Annotated in this window: 22 protein-coding genes; 16 read left to right on the top strand and 6 right to left on the bottom strand. The window is 34.5% G+C overall.

What is annotated here, in order from left to right; translation table 11 throughout:
- The first annotated feature begins 84 nt into the window (after positions 1-84).
- Complete coding sequence (locus WMO38_RS13600) at positions 85-537, top strand: hypothetical protein (protein WP_117915780.1); 453 nt, start codon at positions 85-87, stop codon at positions 535-537.
- A gap of 148 nt (positions 538-685) precedes the next feature.
- Here the strand turns inward: WMO38_RS13600 and WMO38_RS13595 are convergent, their stop codons facing one another.
- Positions 686-1,984 carry a tyrosine-type recombinase/integrase gene (locus WMO38_RS13595; protein WP_008396995.1) on the bottom strand — a complete coding sequence of 433 codons (1,299 nt, stop codon included), beginning with the start codon at positions 1,982-1,984 and terminating at the stop codon, positions 686-688.
- An 83-nt stretch (positions 1,985-2,067) separates the two neighbouring features.
- Entirely contained in the window at positions 2,068-2,691 is a 624-nt protein-coding gene (locus WMO38_RS13590) for a helix-turn-helix domain-containing protein (protein ID WP_008396996.1), read from the bottom strand.
- 237 nt (positions 2,692-2,928) lie between these two features.
- On the opposite strand from WMO38_RS13590, the gene WMO38_RS13585 reads away from it, so the two are divergent.
- Together WMO38_RS13585 and WMO38_RS13580 are read left to right on the top strand one after the other, a co-directional pair.
- Complete coding sequence (locus WMO38_RS13585; RefSeq protein ID WP_008396997.1) at positions 2,929-3,162, top strand: helix-turn-helix domain-containing protein; 234 nt, start codon at positions 2,929-2,931, stop codon at positions 3,160-3,162.
- Between the two features lie 1,054 nt (positions 3,163-4,216).
- A complete protein-coding gene (locus WMO38_RS13580) occupies positions 4,217-5,782 on the top strand; it encodes a MobA/MobL family protein (RefSeq protein ID WP_015559481.1) in 1,566 nt (521 codons plus the stop codon).
- Positions 5,783-5,856: 74 nt separating this feature from the next.
- Here WMO38_RS13580 and WMO38_RS13575 read toward each other — a convergent pair whose 3' ends face one another.
- The 3 genes from WMO38_RS13575 to WMO38_RS13565 are packed head-to-tail and all read right to left on the bottom strand — an operon-like array spanning position 5,857 to position 8,503.
- Positions 5,857-6,423, bottom strand: coding sequence for an accessory gene regulator B family protein (locus WMO38_RS13575; RefSeq protein ID WP_008397001.1), 567 nt, complete (start codon positions 6,421-6,423; stop codon positions 5,857-5,859).
- Positions 6,420-7,154: a LytR/AlgR family response regulator transcription factor gene (locus tag WMO38_RS13570; RefSeq protein ID WP_015559482.1), complete on the bottom strand. Its 735-nt coding sequence runs from the start codon at positions 7,152-7,154 to the stop codon at positions 6,420-6,422. The genes WMO38_RS13575 and WMO38_RS13570 overlap by 4 nt, the downstream gene beginning before the upstream one ends.
- Positions 7,151-8,503, bottom strand: coding sequence for an ATP-binding protein (locus WMO38_RS13565; protein ID WP_349163051.1), 1,353 nt, complete (start codon positions 8,501-8,503; stop codon positions 7,151-7,153). Before WMO38_RS13565 ends, WMO38_RS13570 begins: the two co-directional genes overlap by 4 nt.
- A 337-nt stretch (positions 8,504-8,840) precedes the next feature.
- Between WMO38_RS13565 and WMO38_RS13560 the strand changes: the two genes are divergently transcribed.
- The 9 genes from WMO38_RS13560 to WMO38_RS13520 all read left to right on the top strand — a co-directional run bounded on the left by WMO38_RS13560 (position 8,841) and on the right by WMO38_RS13520 (position 14,370).
- A complete protein-coding gene (locus WMO38_RS13560; protein ID WP_008397006.1) occupies positions 8,841-9,362 on the top strand; it encodes a matrixin family metalloprotease in 522 nt (173 codons plus the stop codon).
- A gap of 15 nt (positions 9,363-9,377) precedes the next feature.
- Positions 9,378-10,049, top strand: coding sequence for a hypothetical protein (locus WMO38_RS13555; protein ID WP_008397007.1), 672 nt, complete (start codon positions 9,378-9,380; stop codon positions 10,047-10,049).
- A gap of 98 nt (positions 10,050-10,147) precedes the next feature.
- Positions 10,148-10,426: a cyclic lactone autoinducer peptide gene (locus WMO38_RS13550; RefSeq protein WP_306787648.1), complete on the top strand. Its 279-nt coding sequence runs from the start codon at positions 10,148-10,150 to the stop codon at positions 10,424-10,426.
- An 18-nt stretch (positions 10,427-10,444) separates the two neighbouring features.
- Positions 10,445-10,864 (top strand): hypothetical protein, encoded by a 420-nt coding sequence (locus WMO38_RS13545; protein ID WP_008397010.1) that lies wholly within the window; start codon positions 10,445-10,447, stop codon positions 10,862-10,864.
- 54 nt (positions 10,865-10,918) lie between these two features.
- The gene (locus WMO38_RS13540; protein ID WP_008397012.1) at positions 10,919-11,749 is read left to right on the top strand and encodes an ABC transporter permease subunit; all 831 of its coding nucleotides are present in this window, start codon (positions 10,919-10,921) and stop codon (positions 11,747-11,749) included.
- Positions 11,736-12,536, top strand: a complete 801-nt coding sequence (locus tag WMO38_RS13535) for a hypothetical protein (protein WP_008397014.1) — start codon at positions 11,736-11,738, stop codon at positions 12,534-12,536. Before WMO38_RS13540 ends, WMO38_RS13535 begins: the two co-directional genes overlap by 14 nt.
- Positions 12,537-12,550: 14 nt before the next feature.
- Positions 12,551-13,186, top strand: coding sequence for an ABC transporter ATP-binding protein (locus WMO38_RS13530; RefSeq protein ID WP_015559483.1), 636 nt, complete (start codon positions 12,551-12,553; stop codon positions 13,184-13,186).
- The gene (locus tag WMO38_RS13525) at positions 13,186-13,869 is read left to right on the top strand and encodes a hypothetical protein (RefSeq protein WP_008397017.1); all 684 of its coding nucleotides are present in this window, start codon (positions 13,186-13,188) and stop codon (positions 13,867-13,869) included. Before WMO38_RS13530 ends, WMO38_RS13525 begins: the two co-directional genes overlap by 1 nt.
- A gap of 138 nt (positions 13,870-14,007) precedes the next feature.
- On the top strand, positions 14,008-14,370 hold the full coding sequence (locus WMO38_RS13520) for a hypothetical protein (protein WP_008397018.1): 363 nt from the start codon (positions 14,008-14,010) through the stop codon (positions 14,368-14,370).
- Between the two features lie 180 nt (positions 14,371-14,550).
- Here WMO38_RS13520 and WMO38_RS13515 read toward each other — a convergent pair whose 3' ends face one another.
- On the bottom strand, positions 14,551-14,793 hold the full coding sequence (locus tag WMO38_RS13515; RefSeq protein ID WP_008397019.1) for a DUF6061 family protein: 243 nt from the start codon (positions 14,791-14,793) through the stop codon (positions 14,551-14,553).
- 456 nt (positions 14,794-15,249) lie between these two features.
- Here WMO38_RS13515 and WMO38_RS13510 point away from each other — a divergent pair, with 456 nt between their 5' ends.
- The 4 genes from WMO38_RS13510 to WMO38_RS13495 all read left to right on the top strand — a co-directional run bounded on the left by WMO38_RS13510 (position 15,250) and on the right by WMO38_RS13495 (position 19,152).
- Positions 15,250-15,585, top strand: coding sequence for a nucleoside triphosphate pyrophosphohydrolase family protein (locus tag WMO38_RS13510; RefSeq protein ID WP_117915781.1), 336 nt, complete (start codon positions 15,250-15,252; stop codon positions 15,583-15,585).
- Positions 15,586-16,089: 504 nt separating this feature from the next.
- Positions 16,090-16,470, top strand: coding sequence for a DUF7225 domain-containing protein (locus tag WMO38_RS13505; protein ID WP_349163050.1), 381 nt, complete (start codon positions 16,090-16,092; stop codon positions 16,468-16,470).
- Positions 16,471-16,685: 215 nt separating this feature from the next.
- Positions 16,686-18,320, top strand: coding sequence for an HNH endonuclease (locus tag WMO38_RS13500; protein ID WP_349163049.1), 1,635 nt, complete (start codon positions 16,686-16,688; stop codon positions 18,318-18,320).
- A gap of 496 nt (positions 18,321-18,816) precedes the next feature.
- A complete protein-coding gene (locus WMO38_RS13495) occupies positions 18,817-19,152 on the top strand; it encodes an ASCH domain-containing protein (protein ID WP_021866287.1) in 336 nt (111 codons plus the stop codon).
- The last annotated feature ends 253 nt before the right edge of the window (positions 19,153-19,405 follow it).

Genomic DNA, 19,405 nt, shown 5'->3' with positions numbered 1-19,405 from the left:
AAAGAAGAGACTATGATTTAACAGTTATTAAGACCTTGGAGATGGTCTCTAAAAACTACTACTATATAATACGAGGTTGATTGTATGAAAAAGTTGATAGCATTAGTTTTAGCGGTGGTTTGTGTGCTTGGCTTGGTTGGGTGCAACAACAAGACAGTCAATATTGATTTGCCTTTTGAGGTAGGTGATGTTGAAAATATAGAAATGTATCACTTTGTTGGAGTACCTGTGTCAGCAGAAAAGAAGGTCATTGTTGCCGAAGAAACCATAAAGAACTTGTATGATATGTTTGAGGGGCTATCCTTGGAACTCAAAGAGGTAGAGGAAACCGCTGGAGCAGAGATAACAAGTTTCAGATTTAACCTTTCTGATGGAACAAGTTATGAACTGATTTATGGCTGCTATGGAGTAAAGAAAGGCAATCTGAAATCTTCCACAGATAATTTTGAATACTTTACAAGTGCAGATATTAGCTCTTATTGGAGCAACACTGACTTAGAGGCAGTTCCCGTTGAAGAAAGCGAGTTGCCAAACTAAGCAGAACAATTAGAATTTGTATAACTAAAATCTCAACTTTCCTTATTTTATGCGACTTGGCGGTATGCCTTGCCACTCTATATGTATCCTTTTCCCTTGTTTTTGCCCTTATGAGGTATCTACAAGGGAAAGTTTTTCTTATTCGATTTTATTCTCCAACCACCTTATCAAGTAGTCGGGCTGAGTTTCGCTTACCTTCTCGGTTAGCGTGTGCATAGACATTCATAGTGGTACTTACATCCGAGTGTCCAAGTAATTCCTGTACATCCTTTGGTGCTGCTCCATTTGAGAGCAGGTTTGTGGTATAAGTGTGTCGCAGGGTGTGGAAGTGGAAATTATCATCAAGCTCCGACAATCGTTTCCTTGCTGTCCTTAAAGCTGTCTCAACCGTTGCAGGGGCTTCGTATGCTCCGTCCGGTCTGATACATACAAGGTCAATCTCGTTGTAATCAAGCGGAATGTCCTCTGTGCCATCCAAATGATAAAGCTCATAGTAGATACGATTCTTTTCCTTAACTTCCCTGTAGTAGTTCCTCTGATAGAGTTCTCCGTAACTGAATACCTGCTTTCTCTGTTCCTTTTTCGCTTTCTTTAAGATGTCAGCGAGCGTATCACAGAAATCCACGATACGGACTTTCTTTCGCTTTGTCGGACCAATCTCGGTCTTGTGCCTTGCTCCGTTGTAACGGACACTTCTTCGTACTGTCAGATACTGTTCCTCAAAGTTAATGTCACTCCAAGACAGTCCGCATACCTCTCCAAGTCTAAGACCTGTGTAGTACGCTATCTGTACCGGCAGGACAGCAGGCTTGTTTCTTTCTTCCAGATACTCCATAAGCGTTTGATACTGCTCTGGTGTAATCGGGTTGATAACCTCTGCATCCTCATCATTATCAGAAAACAAATCCACATCTTCCTCGGCTTTCCTACGCATTACCACATACTGCATTGGATTGAATGTGATGTACTGCTTTGGAAAGACTGCAAATCGGAAGGACTGTTGCAGGACTGCGTGGAAAGAACGGATATAGTCGATGGTGTAACCCTTTGACTTAAAATTTCCTTCCTCACCGCCAAATGCAAGTAAATCCATAAACTTCTGCAAATGCTCCGAAGTGACTGTCTTTAGTTTTCTGTTTCCGATTGGGTGTTGTTTAATCCTGTTTACTGCCTGTAAATAGTTACCGACTGTACCGTTGCTAAGTGAACCCGTTTTCAAATCTTCCTCTGCCCATACATCTAGCATCTGTCCGAGTGTGAGGTTGTCCGCTTTGGCTAGAAATTTCTTTGCGTCATAATCCTCCATAGCCTTGCGTAACATTTTCTCTGTCTCTGATTTGCTCTCCGTACCTGCAAATTCTTTCTGAACCAAGTTACCACTTGCATCCTCCACATAAAAGCGGTAGTACCATTTCTTGCCTTTCTTCCTTACAGAACCTTTTGCCATAATCGTTTCTCCTTTCGATATCGGCAATCGGAACTGGTGAAATGCTTCTTGCGTGTAAGTATATCATAGCTCCGTCTGCCTATCTATACCGAATCGGGATCTTTTTCTGATAAAAGATTGGCTAGTCGATTTTTCGCTGTCTCAGGATTCTTAGAATACAGTCTTACAATATCGCCCATATCGTTCAATGCGTTGACGGTGTGGGTGATTTCTCTAAGGAACATAATCTCATTGTATTCCTTATTGGATTCAAACCCCATTGTCTGGGCGAGCATTTTGTTATCTGTATTTCCTTTGAAATTCTTACAAGCGAACTGGAACGAATCCACGAACAGCTCGTATTCCCGTAACATCAGTAGTAGCAGGTCTTTGGAAAAATCACTTTCGGACTGTTCCATATCATAAGGGAGCTTATTCAGAATGGAAGTCATCACATCACGAATCTGTAATTCTCTTTTATCCGTAATGTCTGTTTCGTATTCGTCCGTCTCACCTTTCAGCCATTCCACAGATACATGAAGTGCATCTGCCAGACCTTCTAAGGTCATTTTCTTGGTGTTATCAATCGTTCCTGCTTCGTATCTCTGAATGGTTGAGGCTGTCACGCCCATTTTTTCAGCGACATAAGGCTGGTTCAATCCTAACTCCTGTCTACGGCTTTTTGCTCTGCTACCGATTGTCTTTCGCAATTCTTTATCTTTTAACATACTTGCGAACCTCCTTTTTCGGTATGTCATTACTATACCACATAACACGATATATTGCAATACGCAATTCTATAAAAGATGATAGAATTTCGTAAGGCTTGACATAGCGTTATAAAAGATATATACTTTAATCAGAATTGCGTAACGCAAGTTTTAAAAAAGGCTAATCCTTTCTTCAAAAAGGAACATCCTCTGATATACAAGACTTGTAATCCTACGCAGGAATGAGGTGATCGAATGACAGAATTAAAGTTTGCTCTCTCCATTGAAGAAGCTGCCGACTATACAGGTATCGGAAGAAACACTCTTAGAAATCTTGTGGAATGGGAAAAGCTGCCTATCCTTAGAGTGGGAAGAAAAATCTTAATCCGCAGGGAACGATTAGACGAGTTTCTGATTCTCAATGAGGGGAAGGATTTACGAGACAGACACGCAGTAAAAGCGGTCAAGGGAACAATGAAAAATGAATAAGGGACAGTCCTAAGACCATCCCTCTGGTATGTATCTGACTAAAAGCCATGATATACCTACACGCAAATAGATTATATCACGGACAAGTCCTCAGATACAACCAGAACTTTTGGAAAATGAGGACAAGATGGATGTGAATGGGTGCAATCGTCCACCCAGTTATAGCTTGTTGGTAGGACAAGTCCACCCAAGATGCAAAAGGTGTTATGAATAGTCCACCCAAGCCAGAAAATGAAGTGGGTGCAACCATCCACCCAAGTGAAGCCGACTGGTAGGACAAGTCCACCCAACTTACAAAAAGTGCTGTGAGAAGTCATACCAAGTGTAGCTATGAAAAAAGCTGTCCGACCTATGACAAAAAGTGTACGCTACTATGATTTTGAGTGTCCAATCTATGGGGTACATTTTCAAAGAGTTAATAGTAAAAAGCTCTATTAAAATCAAAATGTAATAAAACAATGCACTATTAAAAATGAAATTTAATAGGAACTTTTACTACCACTTCCTTGCCAGACACAGTTTAAAAGTAAGCGAAGTAACACAATGCTATTGTCAGGGCAAAAATGCTAACGAATCGTGCTATTGTTTTTTCGATTTTAATAGCAGACTTCTACTGTTTCTACGGTTTTTGCTAAAAAGTCTGAATAATAGAACAATGCTATTGTTAAGGCAAAAGTGCTAACGGATTCGTCTATTGTTTCGCTGATTTTCATAGCAATCTTCTAGCATTTCTGTTAAGAAAAGGGAGTGCCGGATACGGCACATAAAAAGTGTGCCATTAAAGGCACAAAATTAGGTGCTGAGGGAACAGTTACAGCTAAAAGTGAACTTCATAAGCAAGCCCTCGGCGTTTGAGAGCGAAATACACCCATCGCACAAAACTTCGTTTTGTACTCTGTGTATTTCGCTCTGCGAGGCTTAGCCGCCACAAGGCGGATGTGTTCGCAAGACGAGTGCCTATGCACTCGCTCACAGGGAAAGTTTACTACTCACATCTCATCTATCTTATCTGTCCTCTTTTCCAAAATCAAAACTGGGAAAGGAGGAAATCGCTATGCCAAGAAATTCATTTGTGCAGATGTCAAAGCTCCATAATGTTCGTGGAAGAATCTATTATATCTCCAGTGACAAAAAACAGGAAAATCTCTATGCGGTATATGAAACCACAGACCGAAAATTTTGGACAGAACTTGCCAAGTGCAATCAGGCAGAATTTAAGAAAAGCGGTACAGAGGGAAAATGTATCGAAGCAAGAGAATTTATCATTGCCCTGCCGGAATCCTTTGTGGATTATCCGCCAGACGGACTATTAAAATATATGACGGATAAATTCAAAAGTCGGTATGGTGTTGATTGTATTGCAGCACTCCATCATAACAAACGAAAGACGAATTATCATATCCATCTTATCTTTGCAGAACGAAATTATCTTGACGAACCGATAGAAAAGATTGCCACCAGAAATATGTTCTATGATGAGAAAGGTAATCATGTTCGTACCAAGAAAGAAATCCTAGACGAGAATGGAACTATCCGTAAAAGGTGTAAGGTGATCAAGAAAGGTGAGGTCTACGAAAGACAGATGTTTACCATCAAGGACGCTCGCTTTAAGCAGGAACATTTCTTAGATGAGGTCAAGGTATTTTATACCGATGTCATCAACGGACTTGTCAAAGATGAGAAAGAAAAGCTGTCTGCATTCAAGCGTGGGGATGTCTATCTTGCCACTAAGAAAATCGGTAAGAACAATCCAAAGGCAGATAAGATTACACTCAATAATAAGGTCATACAGGACTGGAATCGTACTGTGGATCACGCTTTGGTATCGGGGATGGAGCGAAAGGAAATCTTAAAGGTAAAGCAGGAACAGATTTCAACTCCGATTAAGGAATCCATTCACAAGTATGGCAATCATCCGGAGCTTTTGTTTATGATTATCTTTCGGGCAATCGAGCTGTTAAAAGAACTCATAAAGTTGCTGATACAGAAACAGGAACAACAGAAAGCCAGAATCTCCGACCTTATGGAGCGAAGAAATGAAAAACAAGAGAAACAACCAGCTCCATCCGTTACACAGACAGACAATCAGACAATTCCTGCTGTGACCCAACCATTCAAAGCACCTGCTACTACTACCGCAGAAAAGACCGTTATTCCGCCAAGACCAAGAATGTCTGAGCTGGCACACGATTATGAGATGCGACTTGAAGAGATTATGGAGAAACTTAAACGACAAAACAGAGCCATTCATACGCAGGAAGTGAAAAAAGACCTTATTGACGAGGATTTGAAGAACTGTACAGGATTATTCCAAGGAAAGAAACGAAAGGAATTGCAGGCACAGTCTAACAAATACGCAGAAACGATTAAGATTATGAAGCAGGGATTATCCCATATCGTGCAGGATTACAAATATCCAACGGTAGATGCGTTCCTGCAAGTCTATAAACAAGGCAAGTCCGAGTATGAATCCTATGTCAAAGCAAACAAGGAATGGAACTCCAAGTATGGAGAAAACTCAATCCATCGAAAGCTGGCAGAAAAACAGGCAGAAGTTCAGAAACGGGAACAGGACAGAGATTTTAACTATCGTTCGCCATCAGACAGAGGAGCTAGATAATCTAATTAAATTCAAAAAAGATAAAGACCATCAAATTCTTTATCTTTTTTGAATATTTATGAAAAGTCATCCTGCTATTTAAAGTGTCTCATTAGATTTTTAATTGTTTCGACTATCATAAGAATGATTACGCAGAAAAAGGAATAAAACAATGTGGTATTCATCTTCGTGTTTCCAATTTTATAAAACAGCAGAAATCCAATGCTAACAATTATCACAGAAATAAGTTTATGTATCCATTTTTGTTTGGTGGTTAAACATATTTTATGGTTACTTATAGGTGCAAATAATATACACATAAGGACAAGTATCAAATATCCTAGTACAGTTGGCTTTAAATAGATTATAGCCCACTTATCAAGACAACCGAGAAAAAAGCTGCCTAAGATACATGTTAACTGCGTTGGAGCATGGGCACCTCCGGTATAATGTCGTAACAATGAAAAGGTAATTACCCAAATTAGGGTATAGCCGAGTGTATGTGATAAAACTCCCCATACGAACAATAACACTATGGTTATAAAAGTATTCAAAAAACATTCTAAGCCATATATGTATATTTCTAATTGATCCGCAGAAACATCCTCCCCGGATAGTTCTGCTAACTTATTAGCAATAGATGTAGCCCACTTCGTAATCATTCAAAATCCCCGCTTGTATCAAATCTTGTTGTATATTTGGCAAAAGCACTTATCACGTCTTTGGAATAAGAACGTGCGATTTGTGTAGTTAGATGATTTGACAATTCAATCGTTCCTGATGTAATACGATAGATATGTGCCATATTTACAATATAAGAACGATGGGTTCGGATAAATTCACTTGGCAAATGGACAATAATCTTATTTAGGGTAGACATTTGTTCATAGCATTTGCCGTCTACGGTCAATATATCCACATAATGTAATCTGCTCGAAAATGTCAATATATCTGCATAGGGAATACTTACAATTTCCTGCTTGTTTCGGTATATGTAGGTATTATTAGATAACTCCTTCGCGATTTCATCCAAACACAGAAAAAGAGTATTTTCCTTGACGGGTTTTAGCAAGTAGTTTAAAGCTCTGACTTCATATCCTCGGAATACATATTCTCTAAAAGCTGTTAAAAATACAATAATACCTTGATAACCAGATTCACGAAGGCGTTTAGCAACCTCAATTCCATTCATTTGCCCCATTTGTATGTCAAGGAAAAATGCTGAAGCCTGTATAGTTGTGCCTTCAGAATTTTTTGAAAAATATTCTTCGCCCGATTCGTATTCGTCAATTTCAATATCCCAATCATATTGCTGCCCGTATTTTCTTATTCCATTTTTCAGCCGTTCTGATTCGATCACAGAATCTTCAAGTATGGTTATTTTCATTTTCATAGTAGTTTGTTATTCTCCTTATCCGGTATCATAATATGTACGGAAAAAATTTTGTTATCAGATGTAATCTGCAATACGCCATCTGCCTTTTCTACAAGCTCTTTTACTCGTCTTATCCCAAGTCCATGTTCTTTTCCTTGTTTAACACTCAAAATGTCTCCATCAATGCTACCTTTTATCACACCATCATAATTATTTTCAATGTGAATCAGTATCATATTCTGGTAAGGTTTAATATAAAAATAAATGTATGGATGCTCGGTTGGATCAGAGATTATAAGTCTTTCTCCTGCTTCAATGGAATTATTCCATATATTTCCAAGTATGGATGAAAGCTCAACAGAATCAAGCGGAAAATTTTCAGGAGCCATAATAGAATATTCTGTCTTAATTCCGTGTTTTTCAGCATAATCAAGTTTTGCGGTAAGTATGCAGTCAATAGCAATATTTCCCGTTGCTATGGCACTTTGCGTAGTTGCAAGAGTGTTATGGTATTGCTCTGTATATGTTATAAGTTCATCCCATTTCTTGTCTTTTGCTAATACGTTGATTGCATCCACATAAATCTGCATATCATGTTTCATTTTTCGTAATCGTTCAGTTGTCTCAGATAAGCTATTGAACTCAGTCCTTTCCAGCTCATAAATCTTTTGTTCTTCCAGTAATCGTATGTTTTCTTCTTTTGAATAACCTAGCTGGTATATGTATAGCATCAATACTAAAAATAAAATAATAAAAAACAAGTCAACCAATGATAGCCTAGCTGAAAAGGATGAATCACCAAATTTATCAACAGATTCCAAAGTCAGCCTTAATATGTAGTGCCCGATTGCAAGTCCAGAAATTGCGATGAAAATATATGCAACTTTTTGGAACGGTGAAAGAGATATGTCTTTGTTTCCAATAGAATGAAATAACAAGACAAAAACAGCTATCATTGCCAAATATAACATGGTATATGGCTTCCGTAATGTTCCACCTAATAATAGCTCCAGAGACGCTCCTTTATAAAGAGTAACGGGAATAAAGAACGAAATCTGTTCTGCAACTAAGCAAATGATGGAATACGAAAAGCCCCAAAAGATACGGCGAATTATACTATCACGATAGAACAATACTGCATATCCAATGTCCAAAACACAAGATGACATCAAAGTGCTGTAGGATGATATTCCCATTTTATTCAGCGTGCATAACACAGCAAACTGAAATGATACGAAAAGAAACATCAAAACTGCTTGATGTTTATAATTTGCTCGAATACGCAATTTTTTATGGATAAATATTATAAACAATGCCAGTTCTAAGAAATTAACAATATATTCCCATATTGAGTCAATATATAGCATAGCTACCACTTCCTTTAATCATTCTCCGTCATATTTTATCATCAATAAAGTAGGTACACAACATAATATGCTACCGTTTGTGCATAGTGAGCTACCATTCATGCATAGAGGTATTGAAAAGTATAAAGATTTTGTTATATTCAAGGTATACTACTACATCTTAAGTATTCTGAGAATCTATAATATGGAGTGGAGATGATAAGATGTCGTACTTTAGGAATATTAACAGGATATATAATGTGTACTAGTATGTGTTGCGTTTCAATTTTCATAAAGATAACCTTTAAGAATAATTGAAGATAACCGTTGTTACATGATTGAAAAGGAGTGAAGGAGTATGCATTTTAAAAAATCTGTTTTAAAAAATCATTTATTGTATAGCATTATAACTTTAATGGCTATAGCAATGCTATTTCCTATTACGGCATTTGCACAAGCTTATGTACAAACATGGGATCTTGTTGATTCTGGCAAACATCTAGACTATGACGGAAACAGCACTTACATGAGTTATATTAACACTGGGGCTGCCACATGGAATGCATATAAATCTGGAGTAATCAGAAAAGACAGTGCTTTTGTTGTAGAAGATGTATACGTAAGCGATGTCAATGCTTCGAATGGATGGGCAGGCATGACATATTCTAGTGGTAAAATTGAACTCAATACCTATTATATGAGCGGTTATAGTAATAGTAAAAAACAGAATGTAGCGACACATGAATTGGGACATGCATTAGGGTTGGATCACAGTACTTCAACAGATGTTATGGATGCAGCAATTACGGGACATACTAGTACGCAGGCATTATCTCAAAATGATAAAGATTCATATGATGCCGCATATAATAATTATTAGGGGAGGGAGAACGCTATGAAAAAATCAAGTATCTATGGTATTTTGTCTATTGTTCTTATCGTAGGAATGTTTTTTACAGGATGTGCATCCAAAAATAATGCAAGTCAACTGAATACAAATGTATCTAACTTGCCAATCCACCAGATGCACGCATCTTTTGTATATGATACTGATAACATTCGCGAAGCTGTTGGTATCTGTGATTACGTATTTGTAGCAAAGGTTGTCAGTTGCGATGGAACCGAGTATCGAAATGTTATAACGACTGAAGATGAAAAAGGAAATCCTAAGGAGGTCGGTTCGCCTTACACTAATTATACTATTCAGGTTCTCGAAAATATAAAAGGTGAACTTATTACAGATAAACCTATTCCTATTGTTAAACAAGGCGGAATTTCAGAAAAACAAGATGCTATTTATCTGTTTGAGAATGATTCACTGCCTTCCGAAAATTCCATTTATATCTTTTTGGCATATGCACAAGAGGATGGTTCGTTACTAATTTCTGGTCCAAATTCAAATGTAATGTGTAACGATTCGAATATGTATTCTATTAATTCTGTCTCAGAGGAAAAATCAGTTACAGAATACGATGAGTTTATTACATATAAAGATGCTAATGATAATGAGATTATTCCAGTTGATCGAGAGCGTTATAAATCTATATATGAGACTGACAATAATTAATCATTATTTCTGAAATATATAGATTAAAGATGGCAGGTAGGTGCTTAACCTATCTGCCATCTTTTCGGTTTTATACCTATATGTAGAACAGTTCGTGCATGTTGGGCTACCATTCGTGCATAGAGGGATTGAAAAAAATTAAATACTCTGTTATATTAAGCACATACCATGGTAAACAAATAAAGTTGTCTGTAATTGTCAGACAATTAAGGAGGGGGGGGGTGAAAACGATGGACAATAAGCAAGTAAACAAGGCACCCCAGAAAAGTGCCCGTCTCGTACTTCAGGCAGTGACTGCTATTGCTCGAAGTAATGCAAATTCATTGTGCCGTGGTTTGTTGTATGAACCAAAAGTACCAACGCAGTTAAAAAAATAAGATTGGGAGGAATTGACTATGATGTTAAAAAGTTTAAAACAGAAGATTGCAAAAGTAGGTATTGGTTTGTTTTGTGCAGGATGTGTATTTCTTTCTTCAGCAGCATATTCTCAGGCGGCATCTTACACCGCTTATGCACTTAAACTGAATAAGACTAATAACTTTACCTCTATGCATGCAAAAACAACATCCGATGATTACATCACAAATGAGGTAACAGCAATTACCAATACCTCTTACGCAAATTTCTGGGCTGTCAATAACAGCAAGAGTAAAATATCTAATAAGTATAAGCAGGGTGTTGGAACAGGATCTTGTAATTTAATCTTTACCAAGAGCGGTTATAATTCTACTAACACACAGGTCGGTATGGGAATGGAAAATTATCAATCTCAATTATCAACTGCATTTGTAAGTGGAAATGTAGATTTTAGATAACAGAAGGGATGGGCATAAACCTCTTCGTGGGTTTATGCCCTTTTGGTAAAGATTATGAAAAAAATGGTTCTTATAGAAATCAAACATTGTATTGATCGTGCAGAATATAAAGTTGTTTTTATTGCTCTAATGATTTTAAATATTGCTTCGTATATTTTATGTGTAAAAAATGATATAGGAAAAAGTTATCAATTTATTCGTTCAGCAAATGAAAATTTCGTATTACAGGGCACTGAAGCGGCATATATTCCATATATAATGTATCTGTTATTGCCTGTTTATGCAACAATTATTGCATCACTTTCCTTAATAAGAGAAGAAAAAAGCAATAGTTCAATCCTACTTATTCAAAGAATCGGGAAAAAGAAATATTTAGCAGGAAAATTATTTGGCATTCTGATTGTAACCTTTTTGACAATAACAATACCAATGCTCATAAATTTATTATTATGCCACTTGACATATCCAATACATGGATATGACAGTGCTTGGGGAGAACCTGATTACGCTATAGGTTTGGTATCATATAACGCTGACAATTTTCTTGATATGGTGAGATTGCAACATCCAACTTTATATAATCTAATATACATTTTTAATTACGGAATTTTTGGCTCGGGATTAGCTATCTTAGCTTATGCTCTTTCATATTATAACAAAATGAAAGTTCTATATTTCGCAAAGATACCTGGTGCTTTGTTTATATTCTATATTGTTTTTAATTTGATTGTTTCTGTCTTTGGGCTAAATGAATTCTCTATACAAGGTTATATTATGCCTAATGTTCATGGAAATATAATAGGAGAAATTGTTCTGATATTGCTTATTTTTGGATTAAGTATTGGCATTATACAGAGAAAAATAAAAAATTATGAAGTTATATAAGAAAAAAATTTTGAATGTTAATGTTGGAAAATGCTTACTAGTATCACTTATAACATTTGTAATTAGATATTTTTATGCTAATGTGTACTTGGGGTTTCATAATAGTCTGGTTACAATAACAGAAGGAGTACGTTCACAAATATATTTTGGGGGAATACTAATAGATCATTCGTTTGACCTTATATCTTTATCATTTTTTGCGATTTTGTTTATCCTTGAGATTTGTTATCTTACAATGGACTTATTTAATGATGCAAATGATAACATGGTAATTCTACTTCCTCGTTATGGGAAAAAACACATAATTTATAAGGATATATTAATAAAAATGATATTACGTGACTGTATTGTAGTTGTTTCCGATTATTTGTTTTTTCTTTTTGTAGAGCATACCTCTAATGGCTTAGAAGATTTCAAAGTTATTTTTATGCTATTGATAGAGATTTTTCATTTGCAAATGATTAGTTATTTGTTTTCATTTTGGAAAGATTCAATTATAGGATACATCGTTGCATTTATTGTATTTTTTATTCCAGTAATGGTGTGTGGATTTTATTTTTCAATGGGAAATGTTATATGGAAAATTTGGCATTATTCCTTGCTACATATTCCTTTATTTAATTGGCATAACAAGCTTATTATATATTATGTCGAAGAAAATTACGAATGGACTACAAGCAATATAGATTTATTGAATTTTAAGTCAAGCTGTCTCATTTCAGTTATATCATCCGCTGTTTTGGTGTGGATAGGTAAATTTCTTTGCGAAAAAAAACAAATATTGTGAGGTGAATGATATCCATGAATTTATATGTAAAATCTATTTCAAAGTCAATTAAAGGTGAAAAAGTGCTTGATGATATCAGTTATACATTTGAATCTGGTAAAATATATGGAATATATGGTAAAAATGGTTCAGGTAAAACAATGCTACTCAGAGCCATTGCAGGTTTTATAAATACAGACAAAGGATACATAAAATATAATCACAAGGCATTACATAAAGATATGGATGTTTTACCAGATTTAGGAGCTGTTATTGAAAATATTTCTTTTTGGAGTATGTATTCAGGATTTGAAAATTTGAAAATGCTTTCCAATATAAAAGGAATTGTATCAGATGAAGAAATATATGAAATAATGATATACTTTGGTCTTGATCCCAAATCAAAGAAAAAAGTAAATAAATATTCATTAGGAATGCGTCAAAAACTAGCTCTTTGTCAAGCACTGATGGAACATCCAAAAATTTTGCTTTTGGATGAGCCAACTAACGCATTGGATCAGCATAGCATTGATTTATTTCGTGAACGTATATTGGAAGAAAAAAAGAATGATACCATTACTATACTGACAAGCCATAATAAAGAAGATATTGAAATATTAGCGGATGAGAAGATATGCATGGAATTTGGTAAAATTAAGGAGTTGATGTAATGAAGAAATTTGTATTAACTATCTGTGTTGTAATCATTTGTATGGTGACAGCCTTATTCTATGGAAAGACTGGGATAAAAACAACTACAGGGGTTCATGATCCTGATATTGCTTTATCAGAAAATACAGCTATGGAAATTTTCTATACAGGAGGGCAGAAAACTTCTTACTTTAACAATGAAAGTAATTACTCATTGGATGATATGGAAAAAGATTCTTCTTTAATAGCTCGTATAACTGTAACAAATTCTCGTGAAATGAGTTTACGATCAACAAAAACAATGGTAAAAATAGAGGAAATCTATAAGGATAATTCTGCTAATCTTTCAGTAGGTGACTGTATTTACATTATAGAACCTGTATCATTTGTTAGAGGTGAAGAATTTTACACTAACGGATGGCAATATCTGAAGACCGAAGATACTTATTTAATATTTTTAAAAAATCTAGGATGTATTGATGGGTATAAATACACCAAAGAGGAAGAAAATTCATTTATGCCTGTATCGGAAATATATTCAAAGAGAAATCTAACTCATGATGAAAGTTGTGTGGTTTTTGATTCGGCGGAAACTCTCTATTCAAGTATATCTATGTTTGCATTTTTGACCTCAGAAAAAACTATAGTAGATAATTATGAGAAAATATGGAAAAACATTACAAATTCAGGTAAGTATGAATGATTTAATTATTTATGAATGAATCTCTCCTATTCTATTTCCTGTGAGAAGCGTATCAATGTTAGAAATTCATGGAGATACTGAATTAAGCAATATGGAATCATTCAATCTTAAAGAAACTAAAAATGGAGATAATAGAAATTGAATAAAAAGAAATTGGCAAAGAGTGTTGTAGGCATTGCTTTAATTGTAAGTGTAGCTATACTTATCGTTGTATGTGTTGGAAAAATAAAGCACATTCAGAATAAAAAAAATATTATTGGTACATGGAAGAATGCAAATGCAGAGGAAGTGTTTACCTTTCAAGAAAATGGAGGACTTGTTGTAAACAAAGATATGCCCGAATTGGGTATTACCTGTGGCAATGCATTATATAGCATATCTTCCTCAAATATGATTTTTGTGGAACAGAGAGATAATAGCGTGAATTTTGAGATAGAAGTAGATCAAAACGAATTAACAATCTTCTTTATGGGTCATAAATATTGGGAATTAACAAAATAGCAATTGCATATAAAGCGATACTCATGATATCCATAACCATAAAATATAGAGCCGATGAATCACTCGTTATTTCGATTGTGAGTTATCGGCTCTATTTCATTATTTATGGAAGGGCTAAAGAAATATCGTATTTTATAGAAATACTTTTGACAGATTTCTTCTCATTTTTATGTTCTTTTATCAAGTGCTATACCATTCCATATTCATCGCATTCACCCAATCTTGCATTTCTGAATCAAGATACAAACGGGCATATTCTAGTGGATTGTCAATCGCCAGTGCATCCAACATTCGTTGAGAGTTAGGAGTAGTAATCAATCCATCTTCTGCCTTGCCACAGTCAATCCGAAGTATGTAGCCATTGTAATAATTGATGTCTATGATGTTGTGATATTTATTATATTCTGCATGAACGATATTCATATTGCAAAGTCCTTTCTCTTATCTGTTTCAGTTGTAGAAGCATCTTGACCAGTTCCAGCCGATTATGTGATTTATATAATGTTATTAGCTGTTACCGGATTTTGCTTCCCTTGTTTTTGCCCTTATGAGGTGTCGTAACACAAGGGAAAAGGATATAACATAAGGGAAAGTCTAAGGGAAAGCTCACTTGCCAAAACTGTAGTAAAATCAAGGCATTGCGGATTTTATCGTAACACTTTATAATACCAGTTAGGTGTTAAAGAATTGTAGGTATCAAAATTTCAGTTTGTACATTATGGGGAATATTGGTGTGAAAAATAAGCTCGATAGCTTATTTTATCACACGGCTATTTGTTTATGAGCAGAACAAATAGCCATTGATGGCAGAGGAAAATTGCCTGCGCAAATTTTTCTTCGCCTCTTCGCAACAAAAGTTGCTCAGAAATGGAGATTAGAATGAAGATTAATGAATATCAGGAATTGGCAATGACGACTTTAAATCCTGAACTAAGCAAAAGAGATGTATTAATAAATAGTGTAATGGGATTATGTGGCGAATCAGGAGAAGCCATTGATATAGTAAAAAAATGGATGGCTCAAGGACATGAATTGGACAAGGAACATTTGGCAAAGGAACTTGGAGATGTAGCTTGGTATTTGGCAGAAGCTGCGACAGCACTAGATATATCTCTTGAAGATATTTTTAAAGCAAATATCGATAAATTAAAGATGAGATATCCAGACGGATTTGAAACAAAAAAATCTCTAGTGCGCCTAAAAGGAGATATATAAATTCATCAAAATATAATAGTATAATCATTATTGAAATTTCGGGCACTTTTCCGGCACTTATTTCATCACTAATCATTACACAGGCTATCGGCTCCTACTGGACTAGTGCCATAAAGGAGTTCAAAGAAAGCTAGTGTTTAAGCGGTCTCACGGCTTCGAACCCCGGTGGGCTCATTAAGATGGGAATGGTTGAAAAACCATTCCCTTTTTTCTTTCCGTGCCTAGTGACTAGGAGGGGAACGGGCGTCTTGTGAAGAAATTCATTCTTTATTATTTCCATGTATTAATTATTGTGATTTTGAAAACCCGCATAAACACTGGGAATGTTTGATATGAAGTTGGGCACTTTTGTGGCACTTGGTGTCTGGAAGAGTGGAATATATTAAAACAATTTGATTTGCAGAACCAATTTTAGATATGTTGTTAATAAATGATAGCGGTAGTACAATATAAAAAGTAATATGAAAAAATCATAATTACAGTAGATGAATGGAGGTATGTATTATGGGAATGGGTGGAGATACATTGGAAAAAGACAAGAGAAAAATAGCAGATTTTGTTAATGAGTATGTCAAGTTAAATGGTTATGATGTTGTTATGAAGAATAAAGAATTGATTGAATTATTCGAAGAAAATGACATTAAGCCAGAAAGTGTATTTTACCTAAATTCTGATTATTGCTATAATAAAACGAATAAAGGCATGATTGATAATTTTAAAAATGATGTTCATATGTTTGAATGTGTTAAAAGAGGCTATTATAGGTTATTAGGGGAGAACTATAAATACAATGGTGAAATAGTCCATAAGGGTAAAGGCGATAAAGAACCTCGTATAATAGGAAGATGGGAAAATGGAATAATTGTTGAATGGAATCCACGGTAAATGGATGCGTGATGTGCGATGCTTAAATAGATGGAGACGACTAAAAGTATTATATTTTGTAGATTATAACTCATGAGATAGTTAAAAATCAATGAAGTACAACTATATATAATAACTTTGATATATAGAACCAGAGCAAGAAAAATAAATTAGAGAAAGTTAATCAAAATGTTTTATGAAGTATGAGTTTATTTCGTAGGAGGCGTGATATAATTATGGCAACTGTATTCATTATTATAATTTTAACATTTATTGTATTAATAATTGATAAGAATAAGAAGACGAAAATAGAAAAAGAATTTTTAGCCGCAATTGGAGTTACTAACATTAATGGTGTGACAAAAATAGATAGTTTTGTAACTGTAAAGAGTCGAAGTGCTCTAGAAAGTTATGATGATATTAAGTTTTTCAAGGAAAATAAAGATAAGCTGACAACAGCAAAAAGAGTGATTGAATATAAGAGTAGTTTAAAAAAGAATATAGAGGAGTTTTTGAAAAATAACAATCATAAACACAATTATTACTACAAATATGGAGAAAAAAAGCTTCAAGAGTTAATGCTGAGACTAAATGGTTATGGAATCAGTGTTAATTATATTACTCGTGCAGGTAATAATCTTGCAAACAAATATATTCTTGTTAATGCTAAAAGAATAGAGGAATTGATAAATAGACCAGAGTTATTAATGACAAAGTCGGAATATAATCAGTATATAAAACAACAATCAAGAGAATTGCTAGAAAAAAGAAAAAGTTGTTATTATGACAGGGTTAATAAAATTATTGATTTTGCGAATGAGAGAAAAGATAATCTGATTGTAAAAAAACAAGTTAACAGATTAGATGAATTGATTTCAAAATTATTTGTAGGAACAATTAATAGTATTCAAAAGGTTAAAACAGTTGATAGCCAAGAATGGTCAATGTTAGATAAATTTATTTCAAATAAAGATAATGAAGTGAGAGCTATAATAAAAGAGGATGATATGATAAATCAATATTATAGTTCTCCGGATTTTGCGAATGTAAAAAATATATGTGACAAACTAATGCAGTCTCAAAGAGAATTTAATGAGTATATTGCTGAAAAAGCAAAATCTGTTTCTAAATTATTTGGAACAAGAGTAACAAGAAACGAAACCAATAATGAAGATGTATATAATTTTATAAGAACTTATAAAAAAACGGTTACACCTTTTACTGCAGAAGTTTCGGCAACAGTATTTGGAAGTGCAGAAAATAATCCCATAGGGTATGTTATAAAATATTTTTATCCCAATAAAGGAAAATATAAGGAACAAATAGAAAAATTAAGAACTCTCATAGAAGAATTAGAAACATTAAAAGAAGCAAAGGTGATTATTGATAATTATAAAAAACAATATCAAGAATATATTAAAGATGTACCTTCTTTTATATTGGATTTAGATGAGAATGGATTCTATTCAAGATTGGGGTTTGCAACAATAGATGAAAGTATATTGGAAATTGAGTATAAATTTGTATATACGAGTAATGGAGGAATGGCACAACGCTCATTTTCTGTTCCAATGACAGAAGAAAATATAATTGAACTGATTAATCAATTGGAAAATAAATTAACGACAACAGCTCAGATAAAAGAGCAAAGGGCGTTAATGACAAGAAAATTAAGAGCTTACATAAAAGAGAGGGATAACTATACTTGTTGTATATGCAAAAATTCTGTATATAATGAACCTAACTTATTATTAGAAGTGGATCATATTATTCCTATATCTAAAGGGGGTATGACAGAAGAAAATAATTTGCAGACATTATGTTGGAAATGTAATAGAGCAAAGGCAGATAAAATAATTATTGATTGTTAATTTTATATAAAATGCAACATTTGGTAATTTAGAGTATATGGATGAGAATGTTTCAAGAAAATTTGGGCACTTTTCAGGCACTAATATATAAGAGAATAATTAGGTCATAATTATTGCAGAAGCGATTATCTCCTACTGGACTAGTGCTATAAAGGTAACTTGAAAAAGTCAGTGCATGAGGCAGTATTATGGCTTCGAACCCCGGTGGGCTCATTAAGATGGGAATGGTTGAAAAACCGTTCCCTTTTTTCTTTTCGTGCCTAGTGACTAGGAGGGGAACGGGCGTCTTGTGAAGAAATTCATTCTTTATTATTTCCATGCATTAATTATTGTGATTTTGAAAACCCGCATAAATATTGGAAATATTTGATATGGAGTTGGGCACTTTTGTGGCACTTGGTGTCAGGGGGAGTGGAATGATTGAGAATTGTAGTTTTAATTTGGGTGAGTTTTATGTTAAAATGGGTAAAAAGAATCGGAAGTGTGGAGGTATGCTATGACACACGAAATGGACATATGGCATGATTCTTTCGTAAAGATAAAAGAACAAACAAAAACAATAGAAATGCGACTGTTTGATGAGAAGCGTTCGCTAATATCAACAGGTGATACCATTATATTTACAGATACAAGTAATAAAGAGAAAATAGACTGCATGGTAATCAACATGTATCGGTATCTATCTTTTGAAGAATTGTATCAGCATCACAGTAAAGTATCCATTGGATATAACAAAGATGAGATTGCAAATCCAAAAGAAATGCTCATGTATTATTCTAAAGAAATGATAGAGAAATATGGTGTTGTTGCCATTGAAATAAAAGTTTTATAGCTTCCAGTTTCTAGACTATATTTTACAGAATACCCGCAAATCACCAACCTATAACCATATATAATAACTTTGATACAAAGAAACAGAGCAAGTACTTGAGTAATAAAACTTAAATACCTGCTCTTATTTTATTTATAGGAGGTTGTCAATGTTATTGGTAATGGATGAGGATTACTTTACCGGGGTTCGAACCCAGTGGGTTTATTTATTCTTTATTAATTTTTAAAATAGGTTTATGATAGAATCAATTTAA

Origin of the sequence: Lachnospira hominis (ex Hitch et al. 2025), assembly GCF_040096395.1 — a bacterium.
Taxonomy (GTDB): domain Bacteria; phylum Bacillota; class Clostridia; order Lachnospirales; family Lachnospiraceae; genus Lachnospira; species Lachnospira hominis.
The sequence above is the reverse complement of the archived record's forward strand: the minus strand, read 5'-3'. Positions and strand labels throughout refer to the sequence as shown.